This is a genomic window from Pandoraea sp. SD6-2 (assembly GCF_000389825.1).
GTDB classification, from domain to species: Bacteria; Pseudomonadota; Gammaproteobacteria; order Burkholderiales; family Burkholderiaceae; genus Pandoraea; species Pandoraea communis.
In genome coordinates this window covers 50460-73166 of record NZ_KB944428.1, presented here as the reverse complement: position 1 = coordinate 73166, position 22707 = coordinate 50460, and the positions used below count along the sequence as shown (strand labels likewise).

The window sequence follows — 22707 nt, the reverse complement described above, 5'->3', positions numbered from 1 at the left end:
CATGGCCCAAGCACCTTCCCCGGATCCGCGCAACAACAAGCCTCTGCGCGACGGCACCAGTCTTATGGCCTACCTGCACGTACTGAGGAAAGCCCATATTGCCCTGGTTGGGCGCGATAAGGGGCATCAGCGCTTCCAACAGGTGGTCACGCTTGGTCATGCCAAGAAATACATCGAGGAACTGATGCCGCTGCTGCTGGCAGAGCGAGACAGACACCGGAAAGCCCGGCGCAGTGACGGGTTGCGCCATACATGACGGCCGTTTTGAGGCCAGATAGGCCAACCTGGCGGGCCGTGTGTTGATGCGAGGCACGCCAGCCGTTGCAAAGGTTGCTCACAACACCCCGCCCGGCGGCTACACCATCGTTCGTCAGCGTGACGACGACCCGCAAAGCAACGGAAAGGGCCTCAACCATTCTGTCTGCGTGTCCGGCAATGCCCTGGAGCGCAGAAACCGCTGCAACTCAGCCAGAAGCGAAGAACCGCGTAATCTTCACCTCGTTCGCCCGCAGTCCAATCCAACTCTCGTTGCGATGTACGCCCCGTGCCACATCGCAACGTCGCCAAACCATTCAGGGCTTCTTGTTCGGGTCCTTGCCCGGTGCGCCGGGTGCACCCGGTGTTCCAGGGAACGGGAACGTGCTGAACATGTTCTTCGCCTGGCTCTGCATCTGCTCCTGCATCTGCACGAACAGGTTCTTCGACTGCTCGATGTAGTTGGTCATCATGCCCTGCATCATCGGCGCCTGCATGTTCATGAATTGCGCCCAGACGTCCGGGTTGAAGGCGGCGCCTTCATAGATGCCCTTCGACTGATCGGCCAGCTTGTTCTGAATTTCGATGAACGTCTGGATGTTCTTCTCGAGATACGTGCCCATCATCCCTTGCAGCGCATGGCCATAGAAGCGGATGATCTGGGACAGCATGGCGCTCGAGAACATCGGCACGCCGCCGGTCTCTTCTTCCAGAATGATCTGCAGCAGAATGCTGCGGGTCAGGTCCTCGCCCGTCTTGGCGTCGACGACCTTGAACTCCTCGGTCTCAAGCACCAATTGCTTCACATCGGCAAGGGTGATGTACGTACTGGTTTGGGTATCGTACAGACGCCGGTTCGGATACTTTTTGATCAGGCGCTCGTCAGTCTTCTTGCTCGCGGTCATGCGGTGGGTTTCCTGCATTTATGAAGGACTTCCCCGACCGACGGTCGGGGTTAGTCACATATTATCGATTCTAGGACGTTTGCTGCTATGCGGCAAAGCCCTAACCCTCAATGGGGCGCGCGGCTCACTTCGGCCCTCGCCGGCCCCCGCCCCATTACCGCTCAACCCATGTGCAGGCCGCCGTTCAGCGAGAAGTCTGCGCCCGTCGAGAAGCCCGAATCGTCCGATGCCAGCCACGCCACGATGGAGCCGATCTCGCCCGGCTCGCCCAGGCGCCTGACCGGGATCGTCGCAATGATCTTGTCGAGCACGTCCTGACGAATCGAGCGCACCATGTCGGTTCCGATGTAGCCTGGCGACACGGTATTGACCGTCACGCCCTTGGTCGCCACTTCCTGCGCCAGCGCCATCGTGAAGCCGTGAATCCCGGCCTTGGCCGTCGAGTAGTTCGTCTGACCGAACTGCCCCTTTTGTCCGTTGACCGACGAAATGTTGATGATGCGGCCCCAACCGCGCTCGCACATGCCTTCGATCACCTGCTTGGTGACGTTGAACAGGCTCGTCAGGTTGGTATCGATGACCGCATCCCAATCCTCGCGCGTCATCTTGCGGAAGACGATATCGCGCGTGATGCCGGCGTTGTTCACCAGCACGTCGACCTCGCCGACTTCGGCTTTCACCTTGTCGAACGCAGCCTTGGTCGATTCCCAATCGCCGACGTTACCTTCTGACGCGATGAAATCGAAGCCCAACGCCTTTTGATCTTCCAGCCACTTCACGCGGCGCGGCGAATTCGGACCGCACCCTGCCACGACCCGGAAGCCATCCTTGTACAGCCGCTGGCAAATGGACGTACCAATACCGCCCATCCCGCCTGTCACATATGCAATGCGTTGAGTCATGGAACGCTTCCCCCTAAATAACGGCATATCTGCCGCCCGTTGCGACTGCCGATTGACCGACGCGCAGGCCACGCGTTCCCGCGCGACCCTTTCGTCTCCTGACTACCCCGGCATGAACCCGTGCGCGTTGCACGCACGGGCGATGCCGATTCGATTCTTTTGCGCTGCGATTCGGCCGCGCGTCAGACGCGCTCAACGGCCAGTGCCACGCCCATGCCGCCGCCGATACACAGCGAGGCCAGGCCGCGATGGGCGTCGCGACGCGCCATTTCATGCAGCAGCGTCACGAGAATACGGCAGCCCGACGCCCCGATCGGGTGACCGATGGCAATCGCGCCACCATTCACGTTGATCTTCGAGGTGTCCCAGCCCATCTGCTTGTTCACCGCCAGTGCCTGCGCCGCGAACGCTTCGTTGATTTCCATCAGATCCAGATCGCTCGCCTTCCAGCCTGCACGCGCAAGGCAACGCTGCGAAGCCGGCACCGGACCGATGCCCATCACCGACGGATCGACACCCGCGTTCGCATAAGCCACGATGCGTGCGAGCGGCGTAAGCCCCAGCTGCTCGGCGCGCTTGGCCGACATCACCACGACAGCAGCGGCGCCGTCATTGATGCCCGAGGCGTTTGCCGCAGTCACCGTGCCGTCCTTCGCAAACGCGGGCTTCAGGCCAGCAAGCGACTCGGCCGTCACGCCATGGCGCACGAATTCGTCGGTCTTGAAGACGACCGGATCGCCCTTGCGCTGCGGAATCGAGACCGGCACGATTTCGGCGTCGAAACGCCCGGCCTTCTGAGCCGCTTCCGCTTTGTTTTGCGACGCCGCAGCAAAGGCATCCTGCATTTCGCGGGTAATGCCGTACTCCTTAGCGACGTTCTCGGCCGTGATACCCATATGGTATTGGTTGTACACGTCCCACAGGCCGTCGACGATCATCGTATCGATCAGCTTGGCGTCGCCCATACGGAAGCCGTCGCGCGAGCCCGGCAGCACGTGCGGTGCGGCGCTCATGTTCTCCTGCCCACCGGCCACGACGATGTCGGCGTCGCCCGTTGCGATCGCGTTGGCGGCGAGCATCACGGCCTTCAGACCCGATCCGCACACCTTGTTGATGGTCATGGCCGGCACCATCGCGGGCAACCCCGCCTTGATCGATGCCTGACGCGCCACGTTCTGCCCCGACCCTGCGGTCAGCACCTGGCCCATGATGACTTCGCTGATGTCCTCGCCCTTGAGCTTCGCGCGCTTGAGAACCTCATCGATCACGATGGCCCCCAGATCCGGCGCTGCCACCTTGGCAATCGAGCCCCCAAATTTACCGACTGCGGTGCGCGCAGCCGACACAATCACGATATCCGTCATGTCTCTTTCCTCGCTTTCAAATGAGTCGAACCAGGGGGATTCCCTTGAATTGCCACTCGCTCACGCCTTGGTTTTGACGTAGCGGCCAGGCGCCGGTTCGATGGGTGCATAAGCAACATTACCATACGCTTTTGGCGGTTTGACGCGTTTTCCTGCGTAGCCCGCCAGCCACTCGCTCCAGTCGCTCCACCAACTGCCGGGGTGCTCCGTCGCGCCGGCGAGCCAGTCGCTTGAGTCGACACCGACATCGTCGTTGCGCCAGTAGCTGCGCTTCTTCTTCGCCGGCGGGTTGACCACGCCGGCAATGTGACCCGACGCGCCCAGCACGAAGCGGCGTTCCCCCCCCAGCAGCGGCAACGACCGGAACGCGGAGGTCCACGGCACGATGTGATCTTCGCGCGAGCCGAACACGTAGGCCGGGGCATCGATCGTCCCCAGATCCACAGGCACGCCGCACGTCTGCACCACGCCAGGCCGCTTCAGTTCGTTCTGCAAATATAGATGACGCAGATACCAGCAGAACATCGGCCCCGGCAGGTTGGTGCCATCGCCGTTCCAGTACAGCAGATCGAACGGCTGGGGCGCATTGCCCTTCAGATAGCTGTCGACCACATAATTCCAGACCAGATCGTTCGGACGCAGGAACGAGAACGTATTCGCCAATTCCACGCCGCGCATGAGGCCCGGCGGTTGACCCAGCCCGCCCCCGATCGTCTGCTCGCGGAACTGCACATGCGGCTCGTCGACGAAGACATCCAGCACGCCGGTATCGGAAAAATCGAGCAGTGTCGTCAGCAAGGTCACACTCGCCACCGGTGACTTGCCGCCCTTTTGTCCCTTCGCCGCCAACACGGCGAGCGCGGCGGCGAGCAATGTCCCGCCGACGCAGAAACCGAGCGCGTTGATCTGCGGCTGTCCGCCGATTTCGCGAACGACGTTGATCGCTGCGATCGGCCCTTCACCCACGTAGTCGTCCCACGTTTTGTGCGAGAGCGACGCGTCGGGATTACGCCAGGACACGACGAACACCGTATGCCCCTGCTCCACCGCATAGCGGATCAGCGAGTTCTCGGGTTGCAGATCGAGGATGTAGTACTTGTTGATACACGGCGGCACGACGAGCAACGGGCGTTGGTGCACCGTCGGCGTCAGCGGCTTGTACTGAATGAGCTGGATCAGGTCGTTCTCGAAGACCACGGCGCCTTCGGTCGTCGCCACGTTGCGGCCGACTTCGAATGCGGCCTCGTCGGTCTGCGACACTTTGCCTTTGCCCATGTCGACAAGCATGTGCTGCATGCCGCTCAGCAGACTGTCGCCGTGCGTTTGCACGAGGCGCTGCTGCGCATCCGGATTGGTCGCAATGAAGTTGGCCGGCGAACTGGCCGCCACCCATTGCTCGACCGCGAAACGAATCCGTTCACGCGTCTTGGCATCCGCGTCGACCAGATCGGCCATGCGCATCAGGAAGCGCCCGTTGAGCAGATAGAGCGCCGCGGGCAACGCGTAAAGCGGATTACGCCAGCCGTCCCCCGCAAAACGCCGGTCGCCTAATGCAGGCGCCGTGTCCAGACCGGGTTGATTGAAGCTGGCGACAAGTTCGGAAAATTCACGCGCGTATTCCGTCTGAAGTGCGTTCAGACGTGTCGGATCGACGTGCAGCGACGTCGGTGGCGGAAAGCTGCCCGCCTTGTTGAAAAGCTCGAAGAGTCCCGCGAACGGATTCGCGGCACTCGCTGCCCCATTGGCAGCAGAGAACGACGGGCCGGCAGCTCCCGGCAAAGCCCCGAACAGTTGTTGCGCGGCCTTGAACCACTGCGACATGTCCTGAGCGGAGAGCGAAGCGGAGGGAAACTGCTGAGCAAACGAGGCGGCAAACGAGGCCGGATCGAAGTTGGCACTGGCGCGATTCATGATAGCCTGAGTGTCACGTCCGTTGCGTTCACGGGCCGGCGCCCGAAACGCGGCAGCGTGCTTCGCTTTATAAGCGATGCGCCCCGCCTGTGAAGCATTCTTGCGTGCGCGCGCAGGTGTGTCAATGCTTGCGGCGAACGTCCAGAGCGCATTGTCCCGTCGCCCCACCTTTTTTTGAATGCGCGTTTGTCCCGATGTTTATCGTCATTCTCGGCTGGCTCTACGTTATCGCGATGGTTGCCATCACGACACCCTCCGCCTGGGTGGGACTCATCATCTTTCTGGCCGGCGGGCTCGGCCCGGTGTTGCTAGGGTTGTACATCGCAGGAAGCCGTGCACGACGCACCCGCAAGATGCGACCCGATGACGCAACCGCGCAAACGACATTCTCTTCAGATCGCGAGCCCACCCACACACACGACCGCGTTGAGTGAGTCTCGCTCAAGCCTGCATGAACAGTGTCATGCAGTGCGCCAGATCAGCGCAGCCATGCGCCCCGTCGTTCGATCACGCCGGTACGAATAGAAACGCGCCGGATCGCCGACCGTGCACCACTGCCCGCCTGACACGCTTGTCACACCTTCGCGGGCAAGCCGCAAACGAGCAAGCGCACACAAATCCGCCAGCGACTTTCCCATGCCGGCCGCCCCACGCGCAATGAATGCGGCTTCCGTCGCGTCTCTTTCGTCCGGCGTCGCCGCAGCGAGAAACGCCTCGCGCACTTCCGGACCGACCTCGAACGCCTGCGGGCCGATGCAAGGACCGAGCCATGCCATGACCTGCGCATCGGCCCCGCCTTGCGGCAAACGGGCACGCAACGCCTGCACGGTCTGCTCGATCACCCCCGCACAAAGCCCGCGCCAACCGGCATGTGCAGCGCCTACCGCACGCCCCTGCGCGTCGCATAGCAACACCGGCAGGCAATCCGCCACCATGACTGTGCTCGCCAGCGCTGCCGCGTTCGTGACGCTGGCGTCGGCCTGCAGCGGATCGCCGGCATCCGATGCTTCGAGGGCCGCTTGTGCATCGACCACGCGGGGACCGTGAACCTGCGCCACCCACGCCGACGGCACGCCCGTGCGGGCCGCGAGCAACGCACGATTAGTGTGTACTGCGACAGGATCGTCGTCTGCCTTGTAACCGAGATTGAACGTGGCTTGCGGCCCTTGGCTCACGCCACCTGCACGTGTCGTAAACACAGCGCGAACGTTCTCCGGGGCGGGCCAGTCGGGGACGATCCAGTCCGTGGGCATCGAGTCTTGCTCAGGCAGGGAAGAAGTCATCGAGCGAGTCGGGAAGCATTGAGAAATCGAATTCGAGTCCGATCGCGGCCATGAGATCGCGCATGTCGTCAGGCAGCGGGGCTTGCCAGTGCATGGGACGGCCGCCGTCGGGATGGATCAACCCCAATCGCCAGGCGTGCAACGCCTGACGTGCGAAATTGCCCGGCAATGCCGGGCGCTTGTGACGGGGTTTGTATAGCGGGTCGCCCAGTAAAGAATGCCCCAGATGCGAGAGGTGGACGCGAATCTGATGCGTACGCCCCGTATCCAGTGAACAAAGGACCAAAGACACCGGGGAACCGTCCCATTCTGCGCTGGCGACGGTCACAACACGCGTACGCGCCGGTTTACCGCCTTGCCCCGGCACCACGGCCATGCGGGTGCGCTCGCGCGGGTCGCGGCCGATGGGAGCATCCACGACGGTGCGCTGCGGCGGGCGCCCCCACACCAGCGCGGCGTAGTGCCGCTTGACCGTACGCGCCTGCAACTGGCGAACCAGATCGGTCTGCGCGATCAGCGTGCGTGCTACGACCATCAGGCCCGACGTCTCCTTGTCCAGCCGATGAACGATGCCCGCGCGCGGCAAATCGGCAGCCGCCTGACCATAGCGATGCAGCAGGCCGTTGAGCAATGTCCCGGACCAGTTGCCTGCCGCCGGATGCACGACCAGACCTGCAGGCTTATTGAACACGGCAAGCGTCGCGTCCTCATAAATGGCGTCGAGCGGCACGGGCTCCGGCGCGAAGGCGAGTTGTTCGGGCAATGCAGCCGGGGTGATGAGGACAGCCTCGCCGCCCGCCACTTTCTGGCGAACTTTTGCCGTCTCGCCGTCAAGCGTAACGCGGCCGTCTTCGACCCACGCCTGCAAACGACTACGGGAATATTCAGGAAAACACTGCGCGAGCGCTTTGTCCAGGCGCTCTCCAGCCAGTGCGTCGGGAAGCGTGGCGCTGAGCGGCACATTGACGCCAACCCCGTCCGACAATGCGGAGCCGGCCGGCGAAGCCCCGGAAAGCGGGCCATGGGGAGGACTCGGGAGCGCCTCCGGAAGCAAGTCGAGGTCGTCGTCAGACGAATCCTCCGCATTTTCCGTGGCGAATGAGGCGGTTACGCTATAATCCGGCAGAATTGAACGGGTCATCGAGAAGTGAAGCTAACGAGCATGCAAGCCCTGAAACTTGTCAAACATCTGACGCTGGCCGCCTTCGTGGTCGGCAGCGTGGCCGCCTGCGGCATTCTGCCGGAGAAAGTCGACGAAACGGCCGGCTGGTCGACGAACAAATTATACTCGGAAGCCAAGGACAGCTTTGATAGCGGCGACTACACCAAGGCCGCCAAGTATTACGAGTTGCTTGAAGGGCGCGACCCGTTCGGCCCGCACGCGCAGCAAGCGCAGATCAATACGGCTTACGCCTATTACAAGGACAACGAGCCGGCGCAGGCCCTCGCCGCCGTCGACCGCTTCATCCGGTTGCATCCGGACAGCCCGTCGATCGATTACGCCTATTACCTCAAGGGCCTGATCAACTTCAACGACGATCTGGGTCTGTTAGGCCGTTTCTCGGGCCAGGATCTCAGCGAACGCGATCCGAAGGCACTGCGCGCGGCGTACGACAGCTTCAAGTATCTGGTTGAGCACTACCCGAGCAGCAAGTACGCGAACGACGCCGCCCTGCGCATGCGCTATGCTGTGAACGCCATGGCCGCTCATGAAGTGCACGCCGCCGAGTACTACTATCGTCGTGGCGCCTACCTCGCTGCCGTCAACCGCGCACAGACCGCGTTGCAGGACTACGATCAGGCGCCCGCGCTGGAAGATGCACTGGGCATCATGATCAAGTCTTACGACAAACTCGGCATGACCGAACTGCGTGACGATGCCCGCCGCGTGATGGAAAAGACCTATCCGAAAAGCGGCTATCTGACCGTGGGCCGTCGCATCGACGGCGACGGCAGCGACAAGAAGTCCTGGTGGCAGATCTGGCGTTAAACCGCTGCCCTTGTCCGATTGCCTCGCCGGAAAGCCCTCGCTCGCGAGGGCTTTTTGTTTCCGCTCAGTGTTCCACTGCTACCGAAGCCGTCATGACATGCATGTGAAGGCTTCCTACCTGGAGATGGTTTCGTGACGGCTTCCCCCGCCTCCCGCAAGACATTGCTCGCCCTGCGTCACGTGCATTTCGAAGATCTCGGCACGCTCGCACCGTACTTCACCGAACGAGGCTACACCATTGCCTACGTGGACGCACCGCTTGCCGATCTGCGTTCGATCGATGTTCTCGCGCCCGATCTGGTCGTCGTGCTGGGCGGACCGATCGGTGCCTTCGATGAAGCGATACACCCGTTTGTCGCAGAGGAACTGGCGTTGGTGAAAGCGCGCCTGGATGCCGGTACACCGATCCTCGGCATCTGTCTCGGCGCGCAACTGATGGCACGCGCGATGGGCGCGAAGGTATATCCGCTCGGCGTGAAAGAGATCGGTTATGCCCCATTGACGCTTACCGATGCCGGGCAGACGTCCCCGTTGGCGGCACTGGGCGATGCCAGCGTGCTTCATTGGCACGGCGATCAGTTCGACATCCCGGCCGGTGCCGAGCATCTGGCGCGCACTGCGATTGGGGAGAATCAGGCTTTCGCTTCAGGCACGCATGCCTTGGGATTGCAATTCCATCTGGAAGCCGACGCCGCGCGCATCGAAGCCTGGTTGGTGGGGCACGCTTGCGAATTGGGTGCCGCGAAGATCGATCCGGTCGCGTTGCGCGCTCAGGCACGCGAGCACCACGCTCGATTGTCCGACGTGGCCCCGGCGGTCATTGGGCGCTGGCTGGATGCGATGCCGGCCTGACGCGGGACCGTAGTACTTCGCACGGTCGTGAGGGCCAGACGCCTCCGTCTGGCCGCTCTCTCTGAACGTCAGCGAATCAACTGTCCGCGTCGGCGGCGATCTCATCGAAGAAACCGCGCACGATAGGCAGTTCACGGGTGCGCTTGAACGGCGGCAGGCTCTGCCAGATCCGTCGCCCATAAGGCTTGTCGACCAGACGCGGATCGCAGATCATCAGCACGCCGCGATCCCCCTCCGAGCGGATCAAGCGCCCGGCCCCCTGTTTGAGCGTAATGACCGCCTGCGGCAACTGGTGCACAGCGAACGGGCTGAGCCCCTTCTTCGTGAGCGCATCGAGCCGCGCGGCCAACACCGGATCGTCCGGCGGCGCGAACGGCAATTTGTCGATGATGACGAGCGACAACGCCTCGCCGCGCACGTCCACCCCTTCCCAGAAACTCTGGCTGCCGATGAGCACGGCATTGCCAAGCGCACGGAATCGGTCGAGCAACTCGGTGCGGCTCGCCTCGCCCTGTACAAGCAGCGGATAAGGCCAGCCACGGCGGTCGAACTCCTCGCGCAGACGCTCAGCCGCCCGGTTCACCGCGCGCAATGTCGTACACAGGACAAAGGCCCGCCCGCCGCTCACTTCCAGCACAGGCAAAGCCGCGTCGAGCACAGCGTCGGTGAATCCCGGCGAGGATGGCTGCGGCAATCCGCGCGGCACGTACAGCAAACTCTGGTTCGGATAATCGAAGGGGCTGGCGAGCGAGAGCGACTTGCCGGCATCGAGGCCCAATTGCGCCGCGTAGTGCATGAAGTTGCCCTTCACCGACAACGTGGCCGACGTGAAGATCCAGGCTCTTGGCGCACCGGCCCGTTGTTTTGCGAAGATCGGCGCAATCGACAGCGGGGTCTGATGCAACTGCACCGCCTGCGAAAACACTTCAATCCAGCGCACGGTCTCCGGCGGCGTGTATGTCTTTTCCGCCCTGCCTTCGCCTGTCGCGTTGTCCTGCGCCGCCTTGGCTTCGACGGCAAGCCGCGCAGCTTCCGCCTCGCGGGCGCGGGCGGCCTTCTCGCGCTTGCTGTCGGTGACGCGCGGCGCGTCCGGGTCCAGCAACGGCAACGGCTGCTCGCCGGGTACAGGCGGCGTCGCCCCCGTCTGCCAACGCTCTAGCTGCTGATGCAACTCCAGGGCACGACGCAAGCACGTCGCCAGCGCCTCGGCCCGCTCGGACTGATGTTGGAGCGTCTCGATTATGTCCAGTAACGCTACATCCACACCGTCGAGCGCGCCGAACAACTCGTGATCGTCCGCCAATTGCGCCACCGACATGCGCGTATTGTCTTGCCCGAACGTCAGACGCACGTCGCGCGCCGCCCGCTCGAGATTCGCACCGAGCTTGACCCAATCGGCCGCATCGCGCGCATGAATCAGCCCTTCCGCCACGCAATCGCGCGCTAGTTCGAGCATCTGCCCCGTCGACACGGTCTCGCCGAAAAAGAGCGTGGCCGTCTCGGGCAACTGGTGCGCTTCGTCGAAGATCACCGTGTTCGCGCTCGGCAGCAGTTCGGCCATGCCGGTGTCGCGCAGCATCACGTCCGCAAAGAAAAGGTGATGATTGACCACAACGAGGTCTGCCTGCTGCGCTTCCTTGCGCGCCTGCATCACGAAGCAATCTTTGTAACGCGGACACTCCTGACCGAGGCAGTTATCGCGGGTGGACGTGACTTGCGCCCAGATCGGCGCGTTCTCGGGCACGGACGCCAACTCCGCCTTGTCACCGCTGTGCGTGACTTGCGCAAAAGTCACGATTTCACGCAACTGCGCCGCTTCGTGGCGCGAAGCAAAGCGCCCTTCCTGCTGGGTGCGCTCCAGATAGTAATGGCAGAGGTAGTTCGCACGCCCCTTGAGCATGGCCACCGTCACCGGCACGGCGAGCGCCTTGCGCACGGTGGGAATGTCGCGCGCGAAGATCTGATCCTGCAAATGCTTGGTGCCGGTCGAGATGATCGTCTTGCCGCCCCACAACATGGCGGGCACGAGATAGGCGTAGGTCTTGCCTGTGCCCGTTCCCGCCTCGGCGATCAGCGTGTCGTGCGTGTCCATGGCCGCGGCCACGGCGCGCGCCATCTCGGTCTGCGGCTCGCGCGAGCGATAGCCGTCGATCGCGCGAGCGAGCATCCCGCCGTCGCCGAAGATTTCCTGCAACTCGCGCTCGCGTTTTGCGGCAAGCGGCTTGAGTCCGTGGAAAGTGGGCGCGTCGGGGCTTGGGGAAATATCGGGAGAATCGCTGGATGCGGCGGCGGAATCGGTCAAAACGGCAAGAAAACTCAAGGGCGCCGCAGATCCCACCAACAGGATTCACGACGCCGGCAATGGAAAGAAACTGCGTGAACGTCCGGGTGAATGTCGCGAACGTCGCGCGGGGCACCCGCTCAGGCGGGCTGGTCCGGCATTTGCTGCACTTGCAGCAGGGTAATCGTGTCCTTGATTTTCAGACGGCGCTTCTTGAGCCGGGTGACCTGAAGTTCGTCGTACGCGGGCTCCGTCAGCAATTTGTCGATCAGAAAATCCAGATCCCGGTGCTCTATCTGCAACTCGATGATGCGACGCCCAATGGAGTGAAGATCATGCTGCATCGTGGCAACTCTCCTGCAACTCTCAAATGTTCCGGTTCCTGCGGAAGGGGTGAAGGACACAAACGCTGCTATCGCAGGCCGCACAGCGCACAGCGCCGCCGGCCTGGCCATCGTTCATTGTCCCTGCAACGTCTTTTTCGCCGGCGAGTCGCCCGATTGCGATTCCTTGCGGCGCTCGTCGGACTTCTTCTGGCGCTCGATGGCGTCCTGCTGCTTCTGGTTGTACTTGCGCACGTTCTCTTCGCGCTCAGCCGCCTTTTGCGCCGCCGTTGCCTTCGCCTCATCGAGCTTTTGTTGCTGTCCGGCTTGCTTGGCATTGTACTGTTCAGCGTTAGCCGCACGCTGCGGGGCCTGCCCCGTTCGCTCGGTCACGCGCTGTTGATACTCGGCCTGCTTGGTCTCGTAATCCGAGACGTTCTTTGCACGCTCTGCGGCGCGCTGCGGCGCTTCAGCCGCCGTCTGAGCGTGTTTTTCCGCCAGACGCTCGTCGCGCTCCTGCGCACGCGCACGGCGCTCCTGATCTTCGAGCACCAGCCGCTGGCTGCGCACGGCCTTCAACGCTTCGCGCTGCTTGTCGCGAGCGTTATCGATGCAGTAGTTCACAAAGAACTTCGATGCACAGTCATACTTCGCTTGCTCGAAGCGATAGTCGATCCAGGCGCGCTGACGATCGAGCAGGGCATGGCGACCGGCGAAGTCGTCATCGGCAGGATGCAGATCGAGCTGGTCGTCGTAGGCAACGGGTCGATCGTCCTCGGCGGCTGCGGCGGCACTGGCTTTGCTGGCCGGCGACGGCGTGCGATCGGCCGTGGCATCGAACGGGACATGCGGCACCCGGAGCTGTTCGGTCGTACGGCCGGCGGCCTCGGCAGCCGAGAGCCCCTGTGCGAACGACGCGCCGGGCAGAACGGCCGCCGCCGTCATGACGCCGAACGCCCCAACCGCGCTCAGCGACACACGCACGTGATGGCGTGAATACAGGCACGAAAACAATTTTTCGAAGGAAATCATGAAGTTGAGCAGAGTGATGCCAAATTTTAGCATTGCCTGCCCGGACGCGCCCGCGGTTTATGGCAAAATGCCCCGCTCCTGGCACTTGGGTAACTCGCAACACTCATGACGCAAAACGTAGCCCTTCAGATCGTTCAACGCATCGCCGACGAACTCAGCGTGCAGCCGCGTCAGGTCGCCGCCGCCGTGCAACTGCTGGACGAAGGCGCCACCGTGCCCTTCATCGCTCGCTACCGCAAGGAAGTGACCGACAACCTCGATGACACGCAGTTGCGCACGCTGGAAGAGCGCCTGCTTTATCTTCGCGAGCTGGAAGAGCGCCGTGCCGCGATCCTGGCAAGTATCGAAGAGCAAGGCAAGCTGACCGACGAACTGCGCACCGCCATCGAGGCGGCTGAAACGAAGCAAACGCTCGAAGATCTTTACCTTCCCTACAAGCAGAAGCGCCGCACTCGCGCGCAAATCGCCCGCGAAGCCGGTCTCGACCCGCTCGCGCAGGCGTTGCTCGCCGACCCGACGCTCGACCCGCAAACCGAAGCTGCCAAGTTTGTCGACGCCGAAAAAGGCGTGGCGGACATCAAGGCCGCGCTCGATGGCGCTCGCGACATCCTGTCCGAACAGTTTGGCGAAACGGCCGAGTTGCTCGGCAAGCTGCGCGATTACCTGTGGAATCAGGGTGTCGTGTCGTCGAAGGTCATCGAAGGCAAGGAAAGCGAGGAAGGCGAGAAATTCCGCGATTACTACGACTACGCCGAGCCGATCGCTGCGGTGCCGTCGCACCGTGCGCTCGCCCTCTTCCGCGGCCGTAACCTTGGCATTCTGATGGTCAAACTGGGCCTGGGCGAAGAACTCGATGCCCAGGTCCCGCATCCGTGCGAAGGCGTGATCGCCGGGCACTTCGGCGTTCGCCAGCAGAACCGCGCCGCCGACAAGTGGTTGGCGGACGTTTGCCGTTGGTGCTGGCGCGTGAAGGTGCAGCCCCATCTGGAGTCGGAACTGCTCACGCAGATGCGCGAAAGCGCCGAGAACGAGGCCATTCGCGTGTTTGCGCGCAACCTCAAGGCGCTGCTGCTCGCAGCCCCCGCCGGCCCGAAGGGCGTGATCGGCCTGGACCCTGGCCTGCGCACCGGCGTGAAGGTGGCCGTAGTCGACCCCACGGGCAAGCTGCTGGGCACCGACACCATTTACCCGCACGAGCCGCGCCGCGACTGGGACGGCTCGCTCGCGCGACTCTCGAAGATCGCGGCCGCCACCGGCGCGGAGCTGGTGAGCATCGGTAACGGCACGGCCTCACGTGAGACCGACAAGCTCGCACTCGAGCTGATCAAGCGTCACCCTGAACTCAAGCTCCAGAAAATCGTTGTCTCCGAGGCAGGCGCTTCGGTGTATTCGGCTTCCGAATTCGCGGCGAAGGAATTCCCCGAACTCGACGTGTCGCTGCGCGGCGCGGTGTCTATCGCCCGCCGCCTGCAAGACCCGCTGGCCGAACTCGTCAAGATCGAGCCAAAGGCGATCGGCGTGGGCCAATATCAGCACGACGTGAACCAGCGCGAACTGGCGCGCATGCTCGATGCCGTTGTCGAGGATTGCGTGAACGCCGTGGGCGTCGACGTCAACACGGCATCGGCGCCGCTGCTCGCCCGGGTCTCGGGTCTGAACAGCACGCTCGCGAAGAACATCGTCGACTTCCGCGACAGCAATGGTCCTTTCCCGAACCGCGAGTCGCTCAAGAAGGTGCCGCGCCTTGGCGACAAGACTTTCGAGCAAGCCGCCGGCTTCCTGCGCGTGAACGGCGGCGACAACCCGCTCGATCGCTCGTCGGTCCACCCGGAAGCGTATCCGGTCGTCGAACGTATTCTGGAGAAGATCAAGAAGACTATCGGCGACGTCATGGGCAACGGCTCGGTCGTGCGCAGCGTCTCGGCGAACGAATTCGTCGACGAACGCTTCGGCCTGCCGACCGTGAAGGACATCCTGAGCGAACTTGAAAAGCCGGGCCGCGATCCGCGACCGGAATTCAAGACGGCAACGTTCCAGGAAGGCGTCGAGAAGCTAAGCGACCTGAAGCCGGGCATGCAACTCGAAGGCGTGGTGACGAACGTGGCCGCCTTTGGCGCGTTCATCGACATCGGTGTGCATCAGGACGGTCTGGTGCACGTCTCGGCCATGTCGACGAAGTTCATCAAAGATCCGCACGAAGTCGTGAAGGCCGGCGACATCGTGAAGGTGAAAGTGCTCGAAGTCGATCCGCGCCGTCAGCGTATCTCGCTCACCATGCGGCTGAATGACGATCTGCCGGTCGCCGGCGCCTCCGACCGTCCGGGCAGCAGCGGTGGTAGCGGCGCGCGAAGCGGTAACGGCGGCGGCCATCGTGGCGGTGGCGGCGGTGGCGGTGGCCGTCAACGCGAACCGGAAACGGTGAGCGCCATGGCAGCCGCTTTCGCCAAGCTCAAGCGATAGGCAAAGCGTGTCGTCGAGCGGTGCGTCACCCGCGCGCCGCGACAGGCCCGCCATCTTCGGATCGCGGGCCTTTTATTTTTCGGCCAGACGAAAAGAAGCCGGTGGAGATTGCGCGCCACCGGCTTCTTCTTTACCTCGTGCAGCACCTTCATCGAGAAGGCGCAGCACCGCCATCAAATCTCGATCTTCGTTCCCAACTCAACCACGCGGTTCGCGGGAATGCTGAAGAAGTCGGTCGGCTTGGCTGCGTTCTGATGCATCCATGCGAACAGGCGTTCGCGCCAGATCGACATGCCCGGCAGCTTCGTCGGCACAACGGTCTCGCGTGCGAGGAAGAAGGACGTATCCATCAGCTCGAAGTGCATGTCCGTCTTCGCTTCGAGCAGATGCAGCACTTCCTTCACGTCGGGCGTCTCGTTGAAACCGAACGTGGCAACTACGCTGTACAGGCCACCCGTGTGATCCTTGGCCTCGATCCGGTTGGCGTCCTCGACGTACGGCACGTCGACCGTCCGGAACGTCAGGAAAATGGTGCGCTCGTGCAGGATGCGGTTGTGCTTGAGGTTGTGCAGCAGACTCACGGGCACCTGCGTGTTGCCACCGGTCAGATAAATCGCGGTGCCCGCCACACGATGCGGCGGATGCGCGAGCAGGCCTTGCAGGAACGGCCCTAGCGGAATACCGTCGGCCGCCGTGCGCTCGCGCAGCAATTGACGCCCCTTGTGCCACGTCATCAGCATGAAGAACAGGAACGCGCCCAGCGCCAGCGGCAACCAACCGCCCTCTTCCACCTTGATCAGGTTCGCGCCGAAGAACGCGAAGTCGACCACGAGGAAGCCGGTAATGATCAGCGCCACCAGGAACTTGTTCCAGTTCCAGACCTTGACCATGACCACGCAAGCGAGAATCGTCGTGATGACCATCGTCGTCGTCACGGCGATGCCGTATGCCGCCGCCAGATTGCTCGATGACTTGAACGCCAGCACGATCCAGATGATGACGAGCAGTAGCGCCCAGTTGATCATCGGCATGTAGATTTGTCCGATCTCACGATCGGACGTATGCATGATCTTCATGCGCGGCACGTAACCGAGCTGAATCGCCTGACTGGTGAGCGAAAACGCCCCCGAGATCACGGCCTGCGAGGCAATCACGGTGGCCGCCGTCGCCACGAACACCAACGGCAGCAGCGCCCAGTCCGGGGCCAGCAGGAAGAACGGGTTCTCGATGGCTTTCGGATTCGTAAGCAGCAGCGCGCCCTGCCCGAAGTAGTTCAGCACCAGTGCCGGGAACACCAGCGCCGTCCACGCGAAACGAATCGGACGAATCCCGAAGTGCCCCATATCGGCATACAGCGCTTCGGCACCGGTCAGCACCAGGAACACCGAGCCGAGCACGATATAGGCTTGCAGGGCGTGTGTGCGAATGAAATGGATGCCGTAGTACGGATTGATCGCCTTCATGATCTCGGGCGCCGCGACGATGTTGTACACACCGAGCACGCCAAGAATCACGAACCACGTCACCATTACCGGCCCGAACAGGCGGCCGACCTTGGCCGTACCCGACTTCTGCATCGAGAACAGGACGATGAGAATGACGATAGTGATCGGCAGCACGAAGCGCGAGAGCGAGGGTGCGGCAATCTCCAGCCCCTCGACCGCCGACATCACGGAGATGGCCGGGGTGATGACCGCGTCGCCGTAGAACATGCAGGCACCGAACATACCGAGCATCATCAGCACCGATGCCCACCTGCTGCCGGAACGCACACTGCGCAGGCTGAGCGCCATCAACGCGAGCACGCCGCCTTCGCCACGGTTGTCCGCACGCATCACGAACAGCACGTACTTAAGGGAAACAACGATCACCAGTGCCCAGAAGATCAGCGAGATGATGCCGAACACAGCTTGTGGAGTAAACGGAATGCCATGCTGTGGATCAAAACATTCCTTGAGCGCATAGAGCGGGCTGGTGCCGATATCGCCGAAGACCACGCCGATGGCCGCCACCATGAGCGCGGGCATGGCCTGAGGGCGCTGCCCGTGTCGTATGTTTTGCGTCATAAGGTTTGGGTAATCGCTTTATTGCGCTGCACAAAATGGGCGCTATTCTAACTGGGCGCCGGTTCCCTCGCCAGTCCGGACAGGTGCTGAGTGCCGGATGTCTTACATGACATGGTTCACTAGGATAATTCGAGCCGCGCCCCGTGACCAGCACGTCACAGCAAGGGTTTAGCCTCCCTGTCATGCAGCGCCATAGCGTGCGCGGCACCGCAGTTCGAGTTGCAAATGCGAGACATATGTCAGACATGTGCGATTCGTATGTCGACAGTCGCCGCAATTGCGTGTAGCGGCCGTGCGCACAACGCAGCGCAGCCCCACCGGGCGGGCGTCTGCGGGTCAGACCATGACGCATTCACCCATGAAAAAAGCCGCCCGAAGGCGGCTTTCTCATGTCTTGAGACGTCGCCCGACGACCGGTCGACGGGCAACGCACTTAATGACGGCGCGTCGCTTTGCGGTTGCCGGTGCCCTTGATCGAGCGCACGAGATCCGAGTCGGCGCTATTCTGCTCGGCTTCCAACGAACGAATCTGGCCTTGCAGGTCCGTCAGGCGAATACGCGCAGCGGTACGTTCCGTTTCCAGTGCCGCAGCCTGCTCCCGCACGGCCTGTTGGTTCTGGGCCAGCGCCTGCTCCTGCTGACGCTGGATCGCCAGGTCGCTCTGCACCGCGTTCAGGCGCGCTTCGCTTACAGCGAGTTGGCGCTCCATCATCGTCTTTTGGGCTTCGAGCTTGATGCGGCGGATTTCAACGTCGGCAAGCACCTGCGTCTGACGGACGAAGTCGCCATACAACGCTTCGGCCTTCTTCTCGTTGTTCACCTTCACAACACGCCAGAACTGCCCTTCATGGAACAGGGCAACGTAGTAGCCCATCGTTTGGGGATAGAACAACAGGCTCGCGCCGTAGCGGCCGTTGTACGTGGTGCGAAGTTCGGTGACTTCCTTGTTCTGGATACGATCGCGCAGTTCCTGAATCGCCCCCGAGGCCGCCGCCGGAGCCGAGGCCGATTGTGCAGGCACTGCCGGAGCCGCGAGCTGAGCGGGCGTCGCGCCGGTCACATCCCTGACGGCATCTGCAGCGCCCGCTGACGTTCCCCAGGCTGCCAGGCATGCCACCCCCACGCCCAACCAAAACCGCCCCCGGCAATCACTGATTTTCATCTGATCTGTTTTCCTGTTATCGACCGGATCGTTTCACGACCCTTATTCGTCGCATTCAATCGCCACCCCGGACTCCGTTCCGAGGATCTGAGACCTGCGTATTCGTGGAATGATAACCGCATGCCCGCAACAGCCGACAATTCTATCCATTGCGACGCGCTCTTCCAAGCAGGGAATGCGTAATTGTGCCCGCTAGATTTCATCTGTTGATACCACGCAACTACGGGGTCCGCGCCAGTTCCTACGAACGGAACTTCTTTGTCAGACAAATCCCGTCATGCGAACGAAAATCGAGCCGTTGCCCACGCAAAACACGGAGCCCCTCACGCCTCGTACTCGTTGGCTAGTTCCGAATCGTTGCCGAGGATCTGATATTTGCGCATCTTCTCCCACAGCACCTTGCGGCTGATGCCTAACGCGTTGGCCGTATCCTGACGCCGCCAGCCATTGGCATCGAGCGCCGCGACGATGCGGGCCCGCTCGGTGACGTCCCAACGGGCGCGCTCGTTCAGCGCCCCGCCGCGTGACGAGTCGTCGCCCCGTACGGCGGTGCCAATCGAAAGCGCGTCGAAGATCGGACGGATGCGCCGTTCGTCCCAGCCGCCCAGTTGCCGGTAGATGATGCCGACGCGCTCGGCGATATTGCGCATCTCGCGCACGTTACCGGGAAACACGCCCCCCTCGACCAGCTCACGCAGCCAGGGCGGCACTTGCGCGCCCGCTTCGCTGTCGCCCACCACCTTGCCGAGGTAGGTCGTGAAGACGGCCAGCTTATCGACCGGCCCACGCGCTTCAAGGTTCGGGATATGCAACTCGATGACGGCGAGCCGGTAGAACAGGTCGGCGCGGAACAATTCGTCGCGCACCATCGTCTTGAGGTTCTTGTTGGTGGCCGCGACGAGGCGGAAGTCGAGCTTCACCGGTTGCGCCGAGCCCAGACGCGTCACCGCGCTGTCTTCAAGCACCCGCAGCAGCTTGACTTGCTGATACAGCGGCAGGTCGCCGATTTCGTCGAGGAAGAGCGTGCCGTCGTTGGCCTGCTCGAAATAGCCCTTGTGCGAATAGAGGGCGCCGGTGAAGGCCCCTTTGGCGTGCCCGAAGAAATGCGACTCGAACAGGCCATCGGGAATCGCGCCGCAGTTCACGGCAACGAAAGGCCCCTGCCCGTAGTGACTCTGCTTGTCGTGCAGCAGGCGGGCGATGCGCTCCTTGCCCACCCCGGTCTCGCCATGGATGAGGACGTTAGAATCGCAGTCGGCGAAGGCGTCCACCTCGGCGAGCAGCCCGAGCATGGCGCTCGATTGCGCGACAAGCGGGTCGGCCGGTGCCGGGGCACGGTCGGCTTGCGCAATGGCGCTCGAGAGCTTGAAGATGAGCGTGCGCAGCTCCGCCCCCGAGAAGTCGAGCGTGAGGATGTTGCTGTACTCGGGCGGATACACACGCGGATCGCTCTCGCGCGGTGTGGTCGCGACCCAGATCACGGGCATGCCGTGGCCCAGTTGCCACTCCTGCGCGTTGGTCGATGCGCCTTCGATCACCGACACGCTGACCACCGCGATGGACGGACGCGTCTTGGTGCGCTCGCGCGACAGATCGATGCCGTCGGCGCGAATGACTTCCATGTCGAAGCTCGCGAGGCAATGCGCCACACGGTCGGCAATGTCCGACTTGCCTTCCCACACATACACGTCGAGATCTTCACGTACTGGCTTGCTTTTCATGCTTGTCCGCTGGTCGACAACCGCCTTCGGCGTTCGTCATGGTGAAGTTCAATGTTCCTGTCCTGCTTCGTCTGCGCTTCGGATGAGGCCCCGCCGTGCGGGGCCCCGCTAATACACCAGTTGTACCAGGCCGTTCTGGCAGTTGATGCTGTCGACCGTCACCGTCGTCATGCCGAGCGTGATGCCCAACGACGAGACAAGAGAATTCAGCAAGTCACTCAACGGTGTAAGCAATGGATTGAGCAGTGTGTACAAAATGCTACCGAGAATTGGAGCGATGTTGCTCGTACCGATGGAGCCAGATACAGCCCCAACGCGACAACTCTTCACTGCGTCGGGGAATATGAACGAATTGCAGAACCCATCGCTTAACACCCCGAGCAGACCGGTTACAAGTCCTCCAACAGTACTGAGCACCCCGTTAATCAACGCCGCAACCCCGTTAACCATTTGAGATCCATTAAGCGTCAACACACCGCCAAGCGTCGCCTCGAGTCCGTCCGCAGTCGCCTTCAACCCTTTTGCGGCATTGGAGAGAAATGAATTGATTGTCGAAATGGTCAAACTAGTTGCACTGGCTGGGACGTTGGAAACCAAGCCGTTCGCAATGGTCGTTGAATCCGAAGCCCCATTACTCCCTACACTCAGTATCAAACCACTAACCAGTGCAGGAACAAGTTGAGAGAGTTTCAGGGTAGAGCCAAGCGGCGGTGAGCTTTGCGGAAACGGGGCACTGATCGTTACGGCCGATAATGCATTCGTCACAGGAGAAACATTGACGTTCGCACTCACGGTAACCAGGCCAAGTAAAGTCGCGATGTTCGCGGGTGATGTCATGAGCGTGGTGCAACTGGCGGTGTTTGTCGCCATGTTGACACCCGGTGCGGTTCCTACGCATACGTTCACTAATCCTGACGTGACCTCAAACGTTGCCGAAGGTGTGGCACCACATTGCAACGCCGTCACCTTAGCAGTTGACTGTGCGACCTCGATCGTAAGCGGGAGCGAGAGAGAGGTATTAGCCCCGTTGAGTACCCCGCCAAGCAGGCTCCCAGAAGTACTGACATTGAGCATCAATCTCACCTGCGCAGCAGTAGCCTGTGCGTCGATTCCCCCGATGCCGATCTGAGGTGGGGAGACCACGTTTGCGTTTGCCGTCACGCCAAGGGTCGGTGACGAGATTGGAATCGAGAAGCCGCTGGTCCCGGTACCTCCAAAGATCGCAGCCGTAATGAGATCGGCAACCGCGACGTTAGCGGTAAGCGCATTTGCCGTGCTCACGCCAGGCATATCGATGTTGGCGAAAACGCCAGGACTGGTCGCTGTTCCAAACAACTGCACCGGCAAGTCCAGCGCATTGCCCGTTCCGTTCTTAAGGCCAGTTCCGTTGTTGAATACGTTAATGAGGTTGTTCATCAACGAGACCGACGCCGACAGTGCACCGTTTTGCGTCGCCAGTGCCGTTTTCGTCACGTCGAGCAGCTTGCTGACGGTCAGCTTCTGGACTGCCAGTACGCCATTGATCGTCCCGACCGAAATGTCCCCCGTAACCGGCACGCCGAGCGCCTGTAACAAACCTTGCGGTGTAATGGTCACACCAGCGAGTTGTTGCCTCGCCAATATATAGTCCTGCGTTTTCAATCCGAGCGCATCGAGCAAAGGCCCCAAGAGTGAATTACTTGAATTTAGCGCCAGCAACCCCGAATCGACCGTGAACGTCACGACGGCTGGCGCCTTGCGCGCGATGGCGGTCGCCGTGACCGTACGTGTGCCAACGAGTTGAAAGAACGACGGCACCGCCATCGACAGCGTGACCGACACCGCGTTGCCGCTCGCGGCATTGCCCGGGGTCACCGGGACAAACGTTCCCGGTCCCGTGGCGTTAGCCGCAGGCGACGTCCAGACACCGCACGACGACGCCACCTGCAACGCCGTGGAGTTGATGTTCGCTTTCGCGTTTGCCGAGGCAACGGCAGCGAAAGATGTGGCGTTGGCACACCCCGGAAGCGTTTGCGCTCCCGCGAGCGCCGCCATATCTGCGGCGCGCTGCAAATTTCGGCGCTGCATGAACACGTTGCCTGCATCGAGGGCGAACGCGAGAATCAGCACCACGATCAGGAAGATGAAGGACAAAATCGGCACCGACCCGCGCTGCCGCCCGCCGGGAGGCGTCATACGCGCCGATTTGCGCACACGCGCA

At 62.2% G+C, this 22707-nt stretch carries 18 protein-coding genes; 5 read left to right on the top strand and 13 right to left on the bottom strand.

All coding sequences use genetic code 11. The features are described 5' to 3' along the window. Window position 1 precedes the first annotated feature (1 nt). Complete coding sequence (locus C266_RS26680; protein ID WP_081636187.1) at window positions 2–256, top strand: hypothetical protein; 255 nt, start codon at window positions 2–4, stop codon at window positions 254–256. Window positions 257–572: 316 nt separating this feature from the next. Here C266_RS26680 and phaR read toward each other — a convergent pair whose 3' ends face one another. The 4 genes from phaR to phaC form a co-directional block, all read right to left on the bottom strand. Beyond that, window positions 573–1160, bottom strand: coding sequence for a polyhydroxyalkanoate synthesis repressor PhaR (gene phaR, locus C266_RS06455; protein ID WP_010808847.1), 588 nt, complete (start codon window positions 1158–1160; stop codon window positions 573–575). 161 nt (window positions 1161–1321) lie between these two features. Continuing rightward, entirely contained in the window at window positions 1322–2062 is a 741-nt protein-coding gene (locus C266_RS06450) for a 3-ketoacyl-ACP reductase (protein WP_010808846.1), read from the bottom strand. 182 nt (window positions 2063–2244) lie between these two features. Then, on the bottom strand, window positions 2245–3426 hold the full coding sequence (locus C266_RS06445; protein WP_010808845.1) for an acetyl-CoA C-acetyltransferase: 1182 nt from the start codon (window positions 3424–3426) through the stop codon (window positions 2245–2247). A 60-nt stretch (window positions 3427–3486) separates the two neighbouring features. Continuing rightward, entirely contained in the window at window positions 3487–5247 is a 1761-nt protein-coding gene (phaC, locus tag C266_RS06440) for a class I poly(R)-hydroxyalkanoic acid synthase (RefSeq protein ID WP_370855823.1), read from the bottom strand. Between the two features lie 284 nt (window positions 5248–5531). Between phaC and C266_RS06435 the strand changes: the two genes are divergently transcribed. Further along, window positions 5532–5771 (top strand): hypothetical protein, encoded by a 240-nt coding sequence (locus tag C266_RS06435; RefSeq protein WP_010808843.1) that lies wholly within the window; start codon window positions 5532–5534, stop codon window positions 5769–5771. A 27-nt stretch (window positions 5772–5798) separates the two neighbouring features. On the opposite strand, the gene pgeF is transcribed toward C266_RS06435, so the two are convergent. Continuing rightward, window positions 5799–6620 carry a peptidoglycan editing factor PgeF gene (pgeF, locus tag C266_RS06430; protein ID WP_036661810.1) on the bottom strand — a complete coding sequence of 274 codons (822 nt, stop codon included), beginning with the start codon at window positions 6618–6620 and terminating at the stop codon, window positions 5799–5801. After that, window positions 6601–7761: an RluA family pseudouridine synthase gene (locus tag C266_RS06425; RefSeq protein ID WP_010808841.1), complete on the bottom strand. Its 1161-nt coding sequence runs from the start codon at window positions 7759–7761 to the stop codon at window positions 6601–6603. The genes pgeF and C266_RS06425 overlap by 20 nt, the downstream gene beginning before the upstream one ends. A 21-nt stretch (window positions 7762–7782) precedes the next feature. On the opposite strand from C266_RS06425, the gene C266_RS06420 reads away from it, so the two are divergent. Continuing rightward, a complete protein-coding gene (locus C266_RS06420; protein ID WP_010808840.1) occupies window positions 7783–8610 on the top strand; it encodes an outer membrane protein assembly factor BamD in 828 nt (275 codons plus the stop codon). Window positions 8611–8742: 132 nt separating this feature from the next. Continuing rightward, the gene (locus tag C266_RS06415; protein WP_010808839.1) at window positions 8743–9462 is read left to right on the top strand and encodes a glutamine amidotransferase; all 720 of its coding nucleotides are present in this window, start codon (window positions 8743–8745) and stop codon (window positions 9460–9462) included. A gap of 76 nt (window positions 9463–9538) precedes the next feature. Here the strand turns inward: C266_RS06415 and C266_RS06410 are convergent, their stop codons facing one another. From C266_RS06410 to C266_RS26080, 3 genes are all read right to left on the bottom strand, one after another. Next, window positions 9539–11764 carry an ATP-dependent DNA helicase gene (locus C266_RS06410; protein ID WP_036661872.1) on the bottom strand — a complete coding sequence of 742 codons (2226 nt, stop codon included), beginning with the start codon at window positions 11762–11764 and terminating at the stop codon, window positions 9539–9541. 119 nt (window positions 11765–11883) lie between these two features. Next, window positions 11884–12087, bottom strand: coding sequence for a YdcH family protein (locus tag C266_RS06405; protein WP_010808837.1), 204 nt, complete (start codon window positions 12085–12087; stop codon window positions 11884–11886). Between the two features lie 114 nt (window positions 12088–12201). Beyond that, window positions 12202–13098: a hypothetical protein gene (locus C266_RS26080; RefSeq protein ID WP_144265731.1), complete on the bottom strand. Its 897-nt coding sequence runs from the start codon at window positions 13096–13098 to the stop codon at window positions 12202–12204. A gap of 105 nt (window positions 13099–13203) precedes the next feature. Between C266_RS26080 and C266_RS06395 the strand changes: the two genes are divergently transcribed. Then, window positions 13204–15558, top strand: a complete 2355-nt coding sequence (locus C266_RS06395; protein WP_010808835.1) for a Tex family protein — start codon at window positions 13204–13206, stop codon at window positions 15556–15558. Between the two features lie 173 nt (window positions 15559–15731). Here the strand turns inward: C266_RS06395 and C266_RS06390 are convergent, their stop codons facing one another. The 4 genes from C266_RS06390 to C266_RS06375 all read right to left on the bottom strand — a co-directional run bounded on the left by C266_RS06390 (window position 15732) and on the right by C266_RS06375 (window position 22682). After that, entirely contained in the window at window positions 15732–17624 is a 1893-nt protein-coding gene (locus C266_RS06390; protein WP_010808834.1) for a potassium transporter Kup, read from the bottom strand. 433 nt (window positions 17625–18057) lie between these two features. Further along, window positions 18058–18786 (bottom strand): DUF2968 domain-containing protein, encoded by a 729-nt coding sequence (locus C266_RS06385; protein ID WP_081636186.1) that lies wholly within the window; start codon window positions 18784–18786, stop codon window positions 18058–18060. Between the two features lie 323 nt (window positions 18787–19109). Next, complete coding sequence (locus C266_RS06380) at window positions 19110–20507, bottom strand: sigma 54-interacting transcriptional regulator (RefSeq protein ID WP_010808832.1); 1398 nt, start codon at window positions 20505–20507, stop codon at window positions 19110–19112. 108 nt (window positions 20508–20615) lie between these two features. Continuing rightward, entirely contained in the window at window positions 20616–22682 is a 2067-nt protein-coding gene (locus tag C266_RS06375; protein ID WP_168162876.1) for a pilus assembly protein TadG-related protein, read from the bottom strand. Between the last annotated feature and the right edge of the window lie 25 nt (window positions 22683–22707).

What these genes read in the sequence shown, in the direction of transcription:
- C266_RS26680 (WP_081636187.1), top strand. Translation starts at nt 2, where the DNA reads ATGGCCCAAGCACCTTCCCCGGATCCGCGCAACAACAAGCCTCTGCGC.
- phaR (WP_010808847.1), bottom strand. Translation starts at nt 1,160, where the DNA reads ATGACCGCGAGCAAGAAGACTGACGAGCGCCTGATCAAAAAGTATCCG.
- C266_RS06450 (WP_010808846.1), bottom strand. Translation starts at nt 2,062, where the DNA reads ATGACTCAACGCATTGCATATGTGACAGGCGGGATGGGCGGTATTGGT.
- C266_RS06445 (WP_010808845.1), bottom strand. Translation starts at nt 3,426, where the DNA reads ATGACGGATATCGTGATTGTGTCGGCTGCGCGCACCGCAGTCGGTAAA.
- phaC (WP_370855823.1), bottom strand. Translation starts at nt 5,247, where the DNA reads ATGTCGCAGTGGTTCAAGGCCGCGCAACAACTGTTCGGGGCTTTGCCG.
- C266_RS06435 (WP_010808843.1), top strand. Translation starts at nt 5,532, where the DNA reads ATGTTTATCGTCATTCTCGGCTGGCTCTACGTTATCGCGATGGTTGCC.
- pgeF (WP_036661810.1), bottom strand. Translation starts at nt 6,620, where the DNA reads ATGACTTCTTCCCTGCCTGAGCAAGACTCGATGCCCACGGACTGGATC.
- C266_RS06425 (WP_010808841.1), bottom strand. Translation starts at nt 7,761, where the DNA reads ATGACCCGTTCAATTCTGCCGGATTATAGCGTAACCGCCTCATTCGCC.
- C266_RS06420 (WP_010808840.1), top strand. Translation starts at nt 7,783, where the DNA reads ATGCAAGCCCTGAAACTTGTCAAACATCTGACGCTGGCCGCCTTCGTG.
- C266_RS06405 (WP_010808837.1), bottom strand. Translation starts at nt 12,087, where the DNA reads ATGCAGCATGATCTTCACTCCATTGGGCGTCGCATCATCGAGTTGCAG.
- C266_RS26080 (WP_144265731.1), bottom strand. Translation starts at nt 13,098, where the DNA reads ATGATTTCCTTCGAAAAATTGTTTTCGTGCCTGTATTCACGCCATCAC.
- C266_RS06395 (WP_010808835.1), top strand. Translation starts at nt 13,204, where the DNA reads ATGACGCAAAACGTAGCCCTTCAGATCGTTCAACGCATCGCCGACGAA.
- C266_RS06390 (WP_010808834.1), bottom strand. Translation starts at nt 17,624, where the DNA reads ATGACGCAAAACATACGACACGGGCAGCGCCCTCAGGCCATGCCCGCG.
- C266_RS06385 (WP_081636186.1), bottom strand. Translation starts at nt 18,786, where the DNA reads ATGAAAATCAGTGATTGCCGGGGGCGGTTTTGGTTGGGCGTGGGGGTG.
- C266_RS06380 (WP_010808832.1), bottom strand. Translation starts at nt 20,507, where the DNA reads ATGAAAAGCAAGCCAGTACGTGAAGATCTCGACGTGTATGTGTGGGAA.
- C266_RS06375 (WP_168162876.1), bottom strand. Translation starts at nt 22,682, where the DNA reads ATGACGCCTCCCGGCGGGCGGCAGCGCGGGTCGGTGCCGATTTTGTCC.